The organism is Burkholderia sp. Bp8984, from assembly GCF_003853755.1.
Taxonomy (GTDB): domain Bacteria; phylum Pseudomonadota; class Gammaproteobacteria; order Burkholderiales; family Burkholderiaceae; genus Burkholderia.
On sequence record NZ_QTQN01000013.1, the window covers coordinates 108,241 to 121,536 of the forward strand.

Here is a 13,296-nt window from a genome sequence, read left to right on the forward strand (position 1 = left end):
CGCCCTTGTGCGGAGTCATCACAGGAGGAATTGGATGAGTCAGGCAGGACTGCGTGCTAATCGCACCAGTGACGTTGAGGCAACCATCTCACATGATTCGACGGGCCACACGCTGCATCGTGGCCTGACTTGGAAAGACGCATTCTGGGTGACGAGCGGCGTGCCGGCAGGCGTGCTGTTCACGATCGGCGGCGTATGCGCGACGATCGGCCAGCCCGCGTGGGCGATCTGGATCGCCGCGATCACGATGGGGCTGATTCAAAGCGCGACTTATGCGGAAATATCGGGACTATTTCCCCATAAATCGGGCGGCGCGTCGGTATACGGCGCGATCGGCTGGGTCCGTTACAGCAAGCTGATTGCCCCGGTTTCCGTGTGGTGCAACTGGCTCGCGTGGTCGCCGATGCTCGCGCTCGGCTGCGGCCTCGCGGCGAGCTATGCGCTCACGAGTCTCTTTCCCGCCGACGCGGCGGTGCTGCACTGGCAGTTCAAGGTTGCGGATCTCGGGTTCATCAAGCCGGGTCTTTCCCTGCGAATCAACGCGACGTTCATCATCGCGACGATTCTGCTTCTCATCACGTTCAAGCTTCAGCACAGCGGCGCATCGAAAGCTGCGCGCACGCAGCGCATTCTCGGCATCGCGTCGCTCACGCCGCTGCTGATCGTCGGCATCGTTCCGTTCGTCACCGGCGACGTGCCGATGTCGAACCTGCTTCCGCTGCTGCCGCTCGGTCATGACGCTCAAGGCAACCTCACGACCGCGACCTTCGGTTCGTGGAACGGGCAGGGCGTGACGATGGCGCTCGGCGCGATGTTCATGGCCGGCTGGGCGTCGTACGGCTTCGAAACGGCGGTCTGCTACACGCGCGAATTCCGCGATCCGCGTCGCGACACCGCGAAGGCGATCTTCTGGTCGGGCGCGCTGTGCCTCGTCGTGATGACGCTCGTGCCGATGGCGTTCCAGGGCGCGCTCGGCACGCAGGCGATGCTCGACCCGGCGATCGGCGACGGCACCGGCGTCGCGGCCGCGATGGCGAAGATCGTCGGTGGCGGTGCGTGGGTCGCGAACGCGGTCGTCGTGATGCTGATGCTGTCGATCCTGCTGATCGTGATGACGTCGATGATGGGCTCGTCGCGCACGCTGTACCAGGCATCGGTCGACGGCTGGCTGCCGAAGTACCTGTCGCACGTGAACGAGCACGGCTCGCCCACGCGCGCGATGTGGACCGACCTCGGCTTCAACCTCGTGTTGCTGATGATGTCGGACTACATGACGGTGCTGGCGATCTCGAACGTCTGCTACATGCTGTTCGTATTCCTGAATCTTCAGTCGGGCTGGATCCACCGGATGGACCGCGGCAACTGGGATCGGCCGTTCCGCTGCCCGACCTGGCTGCTCGTCGCCGGCTCGGTCTGCGGCTACGCGAATCTCGTCTATGTCGGCGCGGGCGCGAACCTGCAGGGCGAAGGCACGCTGCGCAACGGGCTGATCGCGATGCTGCTGATCGTGCCGGTGTTTCTCTATCGTCACTACTGGCAGGATCGCGGCCGTTTCCCCGCGCAGATGCAGCGCGACATGGAACTCGAAGTGCCGAAGCGCGCGATGTGGCTGAATCTGATGCCGTATGCGGCGCTGGTCGGTGCTGCGCTGACGATCTGGCTGTCGTACTACTTCGCGTGGGTGAAGTAAGCATCTGAACGCGGCACGCGCGTCGCGCGACGAACCCGGACACCGCACCCGGGGCCGTTGCGCGACGCGTCGAACGCAACGCGATAAAAAACCCGACCGGCAGATGCTGCCGGTCGGGTTTTTTGTTGGCTGCGCGCCGAACGGATGCGCTTACGGAAACACCACCGTCCGGTCGCCGTTCAGGAACACTCGCCGCTCGATGAACGCCTTCACCGCGCGCGCGAGCGTGATGCACTCGACGTCGCGGCCCACCGCGAGCAATTGCTCCGGACGCAGCGCATGATCGACGCGTTCGACCACCTGCTCGATGATCGGGCCTTCGTCGAGATCGTCGGTCACGAAGTGCGCGGTCGCGCCGATCAGCTTCACGCCGCGGGCATGCGCCTGGTGATACGGCTTCGCGCCCTTGAAGCCGGGCAGGAACGAGTGATGGATGTTGATTGCGCGGTTCGCGAGCTTCGCGCTGGTTTCCTGCGACAGCACCTGCATGTAGCGCGCGAGGATCACGAGTTCGGCGCCGCTCGACTCGAAGAAGTCGAGCCACTGCGCTTCCTGCTGCGCCTTGGTGTCGGCCGTGATCGGGAAGTGGCGGAACGGCAGCCCGTGCTGCGTGGCGAGCGGTTCGAAGTCCGGATGGTTCGACACGATGCCGACGATGTCCATCTTCAGTTCGCCCATCCGCCAGCGGAACAACAGGTCCGCGAGGCAGTGCTCGAGTTTCGACACCATGATCAGCACCTTCGGGCGCGCGTTCACGTCGTGGATCGCCCATTGCGTGTCGCCGTCACCGCCGCCGCCGAGCGCGGTCGCGATCGGACCGAACTCCTGGCGCAGCGCGTCGATCTGCAGCGTTTCATCCGTCGGATGAAACACGCAGCGCACGAAGAAGTGGTTGCTGAGATCGTCGTCGAACACGTTCAGCGCATCGACGTAGCAGCGATGGCGCTCGAGAAAGCCGACGACGGCGGCGACCTGGCCGGCCGCGCTCGGGCACGACAGCGTCAGGACGAATTGATCGGGGCGTGAGTCGGCGGTCATGAGATTCCTCGGATGTCAGGGAACGCAACGCGCGCGGCGGCGCGACGGGGCGCCACGCTACGCGGGTAGCGGGAGGCTCAAGTAAATCAGGACGATTCGGGCGCGGATAGAACCAACCCGCCGTGTGGCTGGTATCGGCGCGCCAGCGCCGCGGGGCGGTGGCGAGGCTTGAGGCGGGGGTTTTGGGGACGCTGGGCGGGGCGGGCGCGGCTGGTCCAGCGAGCGTCAGGCGGTGCAGCCGTAGCCGGTCCAGCGAGCGTCAGGCGGTGCAGCCGCAGCCGGTCCGGCGAGCGTCGGGCGGCGCAGTCGTACCGGCTCCAGCGGGCGTCAGGCGGTGCAGGCACAGCCGCTCCATCGGACGTCAGGTGGGGCAGGCGCAGCCAGTCCAGCGCGCGTCGGATGGGACAGCCGCAGCCGCTCCAGCAAGCGTCAGGCAGCGCTCCGCCGGCCAGCCGCCCGCTCAAGCCGGCGCGCACGCGTCCAGCAGCCAGCGCCGGAACACATGTGTCGCGTCCGGCTCGGGCCGCTGCGGCGGCCGCACGAGGAAGTAGCCGCGCGACGTGACGACGGGCGCGTCGACGAGCTTCACGAGCTGCCCGGTCGCGACGAGCTCGTCGACGAGCGGCGACCAGCCGAGCGCGACGCCGTCGCCGAGCAGCGCCGCGTGGATCACCAGCGCATAGCTGTTGAAGGTCACGCCGCGCGCGGCGGCCGGCGCCTCGAGGCCGTGCGCGTCGAACCAGCCGGCCCACGACAGCCAGCGTTCGGGGCGCGTCGCCTGCACGTGCAGCAGCGGCAGCGCCTGCAGGTGCTCGGGCCGCGCGACGTGCGCGTGCGCGGCGCGGAACGCCGGCGAGCAGACGGGCGTGACCGATTCGGGAAAGAGCCGCGCGGCCGTGCACGACGGCCAGTGGCCGTCGCCGAACAGAACCGCGATGTCGGCGTGGTCGCGCTGCGCGTCGTAATCCTGCGAGGTGACGACCCGCACGTCGACGTCCGGCATCACGCGCTTCAGGCCGGAGAGGCGCGGCATCAGCCAGTAGGTCGCGAAACCGAAATCCGTGACGATCGTGAGCGCGCCGTGCTCGCGGCGCGCGCGCAGCGTCGCGGTGGCGCCGCGCAGCGTGTCGAGGCTCAGCCGCACGGCTTCGTACAGGCACTGGCCGTCGCTCGTCAGCGTGACGCCGCGCGGGCTGCGCTCGAACAGCGGCACGCCGAGTTCCGCTTCGAGCTGGAACACCTGCTGGCTCACGGCCGGTTGCGTCGAGCCGAGCTCGCGCGCGGCGGCCGTGAAGCTCTGGAGACGGGCGGCCGATTCGAACGCGCGCAGCGCCTGCATCGACGGTAACGGTTCGGATTTCGACATAAGTCTCTCTAATGGCCTCATAAGGGCCGGACGCCTTCCCGCGCGAATTCGGGCGGGGGATAGTGCTTCGGACGGCACGGCGCCGCGCCAGGCCTTCCGCGATTCTAGCCAGTCGCGGCCGGTGCGCGCGGCACTTTCTTCAGGCTGCGTCCGTCATGCCGGCCGTGTCGCCGCCCGAGCGTCGCGCCGCTCCATTCGAACACCGATTTCCCCAAGACCGCCGATGACGAACCCGACTCCCAACATCCTGATCCTGATGGCCGACCAGCTGACGCCGTTCGCGTTGCCGGCCTACGGCAACCGCGTCGCGCGCACGCCGACGCTCGACCGGCTCGCGGCGCAAGGCGTGGTGTTCGACGCCGCGTATTGCGCGAGCCCGCTGTGCGCGCCGTCGCGCTTCTCGCTGCTGACCGGCAAGCTGCCGTCGGGTATCGGCGCCTACGATAACGCCGCCGAATTGCCGGCGCAAACGCTGACTTTCGCGCACTACCTGCGCGCGGGCGGCTACCGGACGATGCTGTCCGGCAAGATGCATTTCTGCGGACCCGACCAGCTGCACGGCTTCGAGGAACGGCTCACGACCGACATCTATCCGGCCGACTTCGGCTGGGTGCCAGACTGGGACCGCCCGACCGAGCGGCCGAGCTGGTATCACAACATGAGTTCGGTGCTCGAGGCCGGCCCGTGCGTGCGCACGAACCAGCTCGATTTCGACGACGAAGTCACGTTCGCGGCGAAGCAGAAGCTGTACGACGTCGCGCGCGAGCGCGCGGCCGGTCATGACGCGCGGCCGTTCTGCATGGTCGTGTCGCTCACGCATCCGCACGATCCGTACGCGATCACGCGCGAATACTGGGATCTGTACCGCGACGACGAGATCGACATGCCGGCCGTGCGGCTCGATGCGCAGCAGAGCGATCCGCATTCGCAGCGGCTGCGCTTCGTCTGCGAAAACGACCGCACGCCGCCGACCGACGCGCAGATCCGCGCCGCGCGCCGCGCGTACTACGGCGCGACGTCCTATGTCGACGCGCAGTTCGGCAGCGTGCTGGCCGCGCTCGAGCAATGCGGCTTCGCCGACGACACGATCGTGATCGTCACGTCCGACCATGGCGACATGCTCGGCGAGCGCGGACTCTGGTACAAGATGACGTTCTTCGAAGGCGGCTGCCGCGTGCCGCTGATCGTCCACGCGCCGGGCCGCTTCGGTGCCGCCCGCGTGCGCGGGCCGGTGTCGCACGTCGATTTGCTGCCGACGCTCGTCGACCTCGCCGGCGCGGCGCCGGCCGGCGGCTGGCCGGACCCGGTCGACGGCGCGAGCCTCGTGCCGCATCTGCAAGGCGCGCCCGCGCACGACGTCGCGCTGGGCGAATACCTTGCGGAAGGGGCGGTTGCGCCGGTCGTGATGATCCGCCGCGGCGACTGGAAATACGTACATTGCCCGGCCGATCCCGACCAGCTCTACAACCTCGCCGACGATCCGCGCGAGCGCACGAACCTGGCCGGCCTGCCGGAAGCCGCCGGCGTGCTCGCCGCATTCCGCGAGGAGGCCGCGCGCCGCTGGAACCTGCCGGAACTCGACGCGCAGGTGCGCGCGAGCCAGCGGCGGCGCCGCTTCCATTACGCGGCGACGACGCAGGGCCGCATCCAGGCGTGGGACTGGCAGCCGTTCACCGACGCGAGCCAGCGCTACATGCGCAATCACATCGAACTCGACACGCTCGAAGCGATGGCGCGCTTTCCGCGCGTCGGGCGCTGAACGGGCCGCAGCGGACATTGACGAACGACGGAGGAAGCGAATCATGAAACGGCAATGCAATGCAGCAATCCGGAGTATGGGCACCGCGCTCGCCGCGGCTGCGTGCGTGGTGGCGATGCAGCAGCCCGCGCGCGCCGCCGACCCGCAGACGTGCCGCGACGTGAAGATGGCGGCGCCCGGCTGGACCGACATCGACGCGACGAACGCGATGGCCGGTGTCGTGCTGAAGGCGCTCGGCTATCGACAGGACGTCGCGAACCTGTCGGTGCCGATCACGTACCAGGGCTTGAAGAAAGGGCAGGTCGACGTGTTCCTCGGCAACTGGATGCCCGCGCAGGCGCCGCTCGTGAAGCCGTTCGTCGACGAGAAGTCGATCGACGTGCTGCACGCGAACCTGAACGGCGCGAAGTTCACGCTGGCGGTGCCCGACTACGTCGCGGCGGCCGGCGTGCACACGTTCGCCGATCTCGCGCGCTACGCGGACCGCTTCGGCGACAAGATCTACGGGATCGAGCCCGGCGCGCCCGCGAACCAGAACATCAAGCGGATGCTGTCCGACCATGCGCTCGGCGCGGCGAACTGGTCGCTCGTCGAATCGAGCGAGACGGGGATGCTCACGCAGGTCGAGCGCGCGGTGCGCGACAAGCGCTGGATCGTCTTTCTCGCGTGGGAGCCGCACCTGATGAACACGAAGTTCAAACTGACCTACCTGTCGGGCGGCGACGCGTATTTCGGTCCGAACTACGGCGGCGCGACGGTCAACACGGTCACGCGCGCGGGCTTTGCCGGCCAGTGCGCGAACCTCGCGCGGCTGTTCAGGCAGATGACGTTCTCCGTCGACGTCGAGAACCGGATGATCGCCGACATGCTCGACCACAAGACGTCGCCCGCGCTCGCCGCGCAGCATGCGCTGAAGGCCGATCCAGCGCTCGTCGAAGCGTGGCTCGACGGCGTTACCACGGCGGCCGGCGCCCCCGCGTTGCCGGCCGTGCGCGCGGCCCTCGACGCCCGCTGACAGCCTCCGCGCGGCCGGTTTCTCGCCGCGCCGCCCGCCTCCGTGTTTTCCCGAACGGTCGCATCGAGACCATTTGGTGTCGCCTTCAGACGGGTGACCTGAAATATGGGTTTGTATTTTTCGCCAATGGCTGCGTTATTGCGGAAAACGAAATGCCGAAGCCAGCGGACGTACCGAATTCGAATCAGCCGGCGTATTGCTGTGCGCGCCAGGCCACGGTTCTTTCCATCGAAGGGTTCAGGGAGGGTGGTCGACAATGAAGCAAAAGAAAGTTGCCGTAGCCGCCGCGCTGGCATGCGCGGCCTGTATTCCCGCCATCGGCCACGCGCAGAGCAGCGTGACGCTGTACGGGATTCTCGACGCGGGCATCACATACGTGAACAACACGGGCGGTTCGCACGTGGTCAAGTTCGATGACGGCGTCTCGTACGGGAACCGCTTCGGCCTGAAAGGCACGGAAGATCTCGGCGGCGGCCTGAAGGCCGTGTTTGCGCTCGAGAGCGGTTTCCACCTCGGCAACGGCCAGCTCGGCTTCGGCGGGGCGGAGTTCGGGCGGCAGGCTTATGTCGGTCTCCAGAACGATTGGGGCACGCTGTCGTTCGGCAACCAGCTCGACATCACCAACGAGCTCGTGTCGATCTACAACATCTCGGCATGGGGCAGCGGCTACGCGATCCACCAGGGCGACTTCGACCGCTTCAACGGCGACCGCCTGCCGAACTCGGTCAAGTTCCTGTCGAACGACCTGAACGGCGTCAAGTTCGGCGCGATGTATTCGTTCGGCAACGTCGCCGGCAACTTCCACCGCAACAGCGCATGGAGCGCGGGCGCGAGCTACACGAAGGGCGACTTCTCGATCGGCGCCGCGTACACGCGCCTGAACAACCCGAACGGCATCTACGCGTTCGACCCGTACGCGATGATCGGCACGCATACGTTCCTCGGCCAGCAGACCGTGACCGTCGATCCGGCGACCGGCGCGCGCACCGACCTGTTCGCGAACACCGCGATGGACGTCGACAGCCAGGGCACGTTCGGCGTCGGCACCAGCTACACGATCGGCAAGCTGACGCTCGACGCGAACTTCTCGTACACGACGATCAAGGGTTTCGGCCAGTCGTCGCACATGCAGGTGTATGAAGGCGGCGGCTTGTACCAGTTCACGCCGGCGCTGAGCTTCATCGCGGGCTACCAGCACACGCGCTTCGAAGGCCACCACTGGAACCAGGGCACGGCCGGCCTGCACTACCTGCTGTCCAAGCGCACCGATGTGTACATCTCCGGCGATTACCTGCGCGCGTCGCAGGGCGTCGATGCGGTGGTCGGCTACAGCTTCACGCCGTCGACGACGCAGACGCAGGCCGACGTGCGGATCGGGATGCGGCATTCGTTCTGAGCGGGGTGAGGTAGTTGTTTCGACGTCTTCAGCGAGGTCTCTCTTTGGCGCGAACCGCGGTTCGCGCTTTTTTTTTGCGGCGCGATGCAACGTCGTGCGGTGTGCGCCGTCCTTGCCCGCGGCCGGCGGGCATCCGGCAAGGTTTCGTTGGTTGAAGCTATCATCGCGCTTTGGCCGCATCGCGTATCGGCGATCGCCGGCCTTCCCTCCGATGACGTCTCGCCGATGACCACCCCGTTACCCGAATCCACTTCGCCGTCGCCGTTACCCGCCAACCTGTTCCGCCACACACCGTTCCAGCGCTTCTGGGGCACGCGCGTGATGTCGTCGCTCGCTTTCCAGATCCTGTCGGTCGCGATCGGCTGGTACGTCTATGCGCTCACGCACAGCGCATTCGCGCTCGGGCTCGTCGGGCTTGCGCAGTTCGTGCCGATGTTCGCGCTGACGCTCGTCGTCGGGCAGGTGGCCGACCGCTACGACCGCCGGCGCATCGCGACGATCTGCCAGGGCGTCGAGGCGCTGGCCGCCGGCGTATTCCTGTTCGGCGCGGCGCAAGGCGGGCTCACCGCCCCGGGCGTGTATGCGCTGGCCGCGATCGTCGGCACCGCGCGTGCGTTCGAATCGCCGTCGGTGTCGTCGCTGCTGCCGGCCGTCGTGCCGCGCGGCGACCTGCCGCGCGCGACCGCGCTGTCGACGTCCGCGAACCAGGCCGCGCAGATTCTCGGGCCCGCGTTCGGCGGGGTGCTGTATGGCGTCGGCGCGCCCGCGGCGTTCGGCACGAGCGTCGTGGCGTTCGCGATCGCGGCCATCCTGAGCGGCACGATTCCGCTGCGCAGTGCGCCGCCGGCGCGCGAACCGGTCACGCTGCGGTCGGTGTTTTCCGGCATCGCGTTCATCCGGCGCGAACCGGCGATCCTCGGCGCGCTGTCGCTCGACCTGTTCGCGGTGCTGTTCGGCGGCGCGACCGCGCTGCTGCCGATCTACGCGCGCGACATCCTGCAGGTCGGCCCGTGGGGGCTCGGCGCGTTGCGCGCGGCGCCGGCGGTCGGCGCGCTCGCGGGCACGCTGTGGCTCACGCGCTTTCCGCTGAAAGGGCGGCCGGGCCGCGCGATGTTCGGCGGCGTGATCGCGTTCGGCATCGCGACGATCGTGTTCGGGCTGTCACGCAATTTCGTGGTGTCGCTCGTCGCGCTGGCGGCGCTCGGCGCATCGGACGTGGTGAGCGTCGTCGTGCGCCTGTCGCTCGTGCAGCTGCGCACGCCCGACGACATGCTCGGCCGCGTGAGCGCGGTCAACTCGCTGTTCATCGGTACGTCGAACCAGCTCGGCGAATTCGAATCCGGCGTGACGGCTGCGTGGTGGGGTGCGCCGGTGGCGATCGTCGTCGGCGGCGCGGCGACGATCGCCGTCGCGCTGACATGGATGCGGTTGTTCCCGACCTTGCGGAACATGACGTCGCTGGAGCGCGATCATTGAATCGACGTCAGCGGGGCGATGCGTTTGCCGTTCACGGGAAACCGGCCTCATTCGCCGTAACTCATTTCAAATTGCTTTCTTGTTTCAATCGAATTCCAAACGGCATTCGGGTCGGATAATCGTCTGAACAATCAATCCGGTGCTGTCGTTTCTCGCGATGCGGGGTACCGGAGCTGAAAGCGGTGCTGGCATAATCGAGCCCACCGCGGTGGGAATCCGAAAAGAGGCTGATACTTCAGTGCCTTGCTGCACAAGGCTCCCAGCCCTGAATTTGTCAGACTGAATATCCCGATCAATTACAAAAGCCATTCATATAATTACATAAAAATTTCAGTAATTTTTCGAAACATCGTGCTTTCGTATGACGAAGCGGGTATCGATTGAAACGAAAAGAAATATCTGGAATGATACCGATTCTCATTTTCATGACCGCGGCCACGACTGCGCTGCCGGTCACTCGTCAACCGTAGCCAGCTAGTGTCGCCGTCGGTCTGATCGTCGGCGGCCAGCGAGCCAGCGTATATCCGTGCCTCGTGCGCGCGTCGCCGCGCGTCCACGCGGGGCGGTTTCAAATTCCGACTGGATTTTCATGCCGAACAAGACCCCGTTCGCGAGTGCGCTCGCGCTGGCCTTTGCTTTGCCTATCGCTTCGCCTGCATTCGCGCAGGGCACGAGCGCCGAATCGGCGCCGGCCGTCACCGCGAAACCGGGCAGTGCGACGCCGGCCGCGAGCGACACGCTGCCGACGGTCAACGTGTCGGGGCAGGCCGTGCATCAGGATTTCCAGGCCGAGCGTTCGAGCGTCGGCGCGAAAACCCCCACCGCGCTGCGCGACATTCCGCAGTCGGTCACGGTGATCAACAAGGCGCTGCTGGAATCGCAGGGGCTCACGTCGTTCCAGGACGCGCTGCGCAATGCGCCGGGCATCACGATCGGCGGCGCGGAAGGCGGGCAGATCGGCAACAACATCAACCTGCGCGGCTTCACCGCGCAGAACGACATCTATCTCGACGGCTTCCGCGACCGTAACCAGTACTACCGCGACACGTTCGATCTCGATTCGGTCGAGGTGCTGTACGGCCCGTCGTCGATGCTGTTCGGGCGCGGCTCGACGGGCGGCGTGATCAACCAGGTGTCGAAGAAGGCGAACCTGAAGCCGTCCGCCGAAGTGTCGACGACGATCGGCACCGACGACCACTACCGCGCGAGCGTCGACCTGAACCGGCCGCTCGGCGCGACCTCCGCGTTCCGCATCAACGCGTTCGGCCAGTCGCTCGGCTCGACGCGCGACGTGATGAAGAACAAGGACTACGGAATCGCGCCGGAGCTGCGCTTCGGCATCGGCACGCCGACGGAGATCACGCTGTCCGCGCTGGTCCAGCACAACTACGACATGCCGGACTACGGCGTGCTCGCGCTCAACGGCCATCCGGCGCCGGTATCGAAGCACACGTTCTACGGTCTCACCGACGACCGCACGATCGAGGACGTGCAGACGGTGTCCGCGCGCATCGATCATCGAGTCAACGACGCGCTGACGATCAGCAACCGCACGTCGTTCTCGCACTCGATGACCGATGCGCGCGAGACGGCCGCGAACGCGGTGCTGACCGGGCCGCTCGCGTCGAGCACCGCGCTCGCGAACGGCAACTACACGTCGTTGCCGATGTCCGCGCTGTACGTGAAGCTCGCGAGTCACGATCGCGTGATCGAAAACCATTCGGTCGACAACGACACGATGGCGCATTTCAAGTTCGACACGGGCTTCGTGAAGCACGACCTGATCGCGGGCGTCGAGGTCGGGCACGACAGCTACACGAACCAGGCGTACACGCGCAGCGGCCTGCCGATCCTGTCGCTGATCGATCCGGCCTATCTGTCGTCGAGCGCGTCCAACGCGACGCAGACGCCGGCCAATCACGCTGAATCGGGCGCGACGACGCTCGCCGCGTACATGAACGACACGGTATCGATCGGCCGCGACTGGAAGTTCGTCGGCGGGCTGCGCTGGGATCGCTTCCAGGCGCATCTCGCGAACACGGTGAGCGCGCCGCGCTACGCGTCGCAGACCAACTACTTCACGAGCGTGCGGGCCGGCGTGATCTACCAGCCGACCGAATCGCAGTCGTACTACTTCTCGTACGGCACGTCGTTCAACCCGTCGCTCGAGACGCTGACGGTCACGAACAACACGCAGAACCTGTCGCCGGAACACACGAAGTCGTACGAGGTCGGCGCCAAGTGGGATCTGCTGAACGACAACCTGTCGGTCACGTCGGCGCTGTTCCAGCAGGAGAAGAGCAACGCGCGCACGCTGACGTCGACGGGCGAATACCTGCTCGAGGGCGACATTCGCGTGCGTGGCTTCCAGGCGAGCGTGACGGGCCACATCACGCCGAAGTGGCAGGTGTTCGGCAGCTATACGTACATGAACGGCGTGATCCTGAGCGCGCTCGACGGCACCCAGGGCAAGACGCTGGCGAACACGCCACGCAACACGTTCACGCTGTGGACCACGTATGCGTTCACGCCGCACTGGGAAATCGGCGGCGGTCCGACCTACATGTCGGGTCGCTACGCGGCGAACACGAACTACGTGCAGGTGGGCGGCTATACGCGCTGGGATGCAACGGCCGCGTATCACGCGAAGCAGTGGGACCTGCGCCTGAACCTGCTGAACCTGACCAACAAGTTCTATTACGATGCGCTGATCCAGTCGGACGGCGGCCGCGCGGTGCCGGGCGTCGGACGCACGTTCCTCGCGACGCTCGACTACCGGTTCTGACCGCACGCGTGCGATCGCCGCGTCATTCGATGAAAAAGGTGGAACGATGCTTGTACACATCCCGAACGTGCTGACACCCGAGCAGGTGCGCACGGTGCGTGACCGGCTCGACCAGGCGGGCGACGCGTGGGTCGACGGCCGCGCGACGGCCGGCTACACGGGCGTGCCGGTCAAGCGCAACCAGCAGATCGCCGAGCATGCGCCGATTGCGCGCGAACTGGGCGACGCGATCCTCGCCGCGGTCGAGCGCAATCCGCTGTTCATCAGCGCGGCGCTGCCGAACCAGGTCTATCCGCCGCTCTTCAACCGCTACGAAGGCGGGATGACGTTCGGCAGTCACGTGGACGGCGCGGTGCGCGTGCTGCCGAACGGCGTGAAGCTGCGCACCGACGTGTCGGTCACGCTGTTCCTGTCCGCGCCGGACGAATACGACGGCGGCGAACTCGTGATCGAGGACGCGTATGGCGTGCAGCAGGTCAAGCTGCCCGCGGGCGACATGATCGTCTATCCGGCGACGAGCCTGCACCAGGTCACGCCGGTCACGCGCGGCGTGCGCGTCGCGAGTTTCTTCTGGGTGCAGAGCCTCGTGCGCAGCGATGCACAGCGGGCGCTGCTGTTCGACATGGACACGGCGATCCAGCGGCTCAACGCCGGCGGCGCCGATACGCAGGCTTGCCGCAGCCTGGTCGGCTGCTACCACAATCTTCTGAGAATCTGGAGCGAGACGTGAGCGTTGCCGATCCCATCGACATCGACGCGGCATCCGCGTCC

The 13,296-nt window shown here is 66.7% G+C and carries 9 protein-coding genes; 7 read left to right on the plus strand and 2 right to left on the minus strand.

The genetic code is table 11. The annotated features are described in order from the left end of the window. Positions 1-34 precede the first annotated feature (34 nt). Positions 35-1,690, plus strand: coding sequence for an APC family permease (locus DID98_RS15770; RefSeq protein ID WP_124521492.1), 1,656 nt, complete (start codon positions 35-37; stop codon positions 1,688-1,690). A gap of 150 nt (positions 1,691-1,840) precedes the next feature. Here DID98_RS15770 and purU read toward each other — a convergent pair whose 3' ends face one another. Together purU and DID98_RS15780 are read right to left on the minus strand one after the other, a co-directional pair. Then, positions 1,841-2,728: a formyltetrahydrofolate deformylase gene (gene purU / locus DID98_RS15775; protein ID WP_124485154.1), complete on the minus strand. Its 888-nt coding sequence runs from the start codon at positions 2,726-2,728 to the stop codon at positions 1,841-1,843. A 460-nt stretch (positions 2,729-3,188) separates the two neighbouring features. After that, positions 3,189-4,115 (minus strand): choline sulfate utilization transcriptional regulator, encoded by a 927-nt coding sequence (locus DID98_RS15780; protein ID WP_124521494.1) that lies wholly within the window; start codon positions 4,113-4,115, stop codon positions 3,189-3,191. Positions 4,116-4,317: 202 nt separating this feature from the next. Here DID98_RS15780 and betC point away from each other — a divergent pair, with 202 nt between their 5' ends. The 6 genes from betC (at position 4,318) to DID98_RS15815 (ending at position 13,255) form a co-directional block, all read left to right on the plus strand. Further along, positions 4,318-5,853 carry a choline-sulfatase gene (gene betC / locus DID98_RS15790; protein WP_124485156.1) on the plus strand — a complete coding sequence of 512 codons (1,536 nt, stop codon included), beginning with the start codon at positions 4,318-4,320 and terminating at the stop codon, positions 5,851-5,853. Positions 5,854-5,896: 43 nt separating this feature from the next. Then, positions 5,897-6,868 (plus strand): choline ABC transporter substrate-binding protein, encoded by a 972-nt coding sequence (gene choX, locus DID98_RS15795; protein WP_124485157.1) that lies wholly within the window; start codon positions 5,897-5,899, stop codon positions 6,866-6,868. Between the two features lie 256 nt (positions 6,869-7,124). Beyond that, positions 7,125-8,264, plus strand: a complete 1,140-nt coding sequence (locus DID98_RS15800) for a porin (protein ID WP_124485158.1) — start codon at positions 7,125-7,127, stop codon at positions 8,262-8,264. 225 nt (positions 8,265-8,489) lie between these two features. Then, the gene (locus DID98_RS15805) at positions 8,490-9,740 is read left to right on the plus strand and encodes an MFS transporter (RefSeq protein WP_124485159.1); all 1,251 of its coding nucleotides are present in this window, start codon (positions 8,490-8,492) and stop codon (positions 9,738-9,740) included. A 589-nt stretch (positions 9,741-10,329) separates the two neighbouring features. Further along, on the plus strand, positions 10,330-12,525 hold the full coding sequence (locus DID98_RS15810) for a TonB-dependent siderophore receptor (protein ID WP_124521496.1): 2,196 nt from the start codon (positions 10,330-10,332) through the stop codon (positions 12,523-12,525). Positions 12,526-12,571: 46 nt separating this feature from the next. Continuing rightward, positions 12,572-13,255, plus strand: coding sequence for a Fe2+-dependent dioxygenase (locus DID98_RS15815; RefSeq protein ID WP_124521498.1), 684 nt, complete (start codon positions 12,572-12,574; stop codon positions 13,253-13,255). Positions 13,256-13,296: the final 41 nt, after the last annotated feature.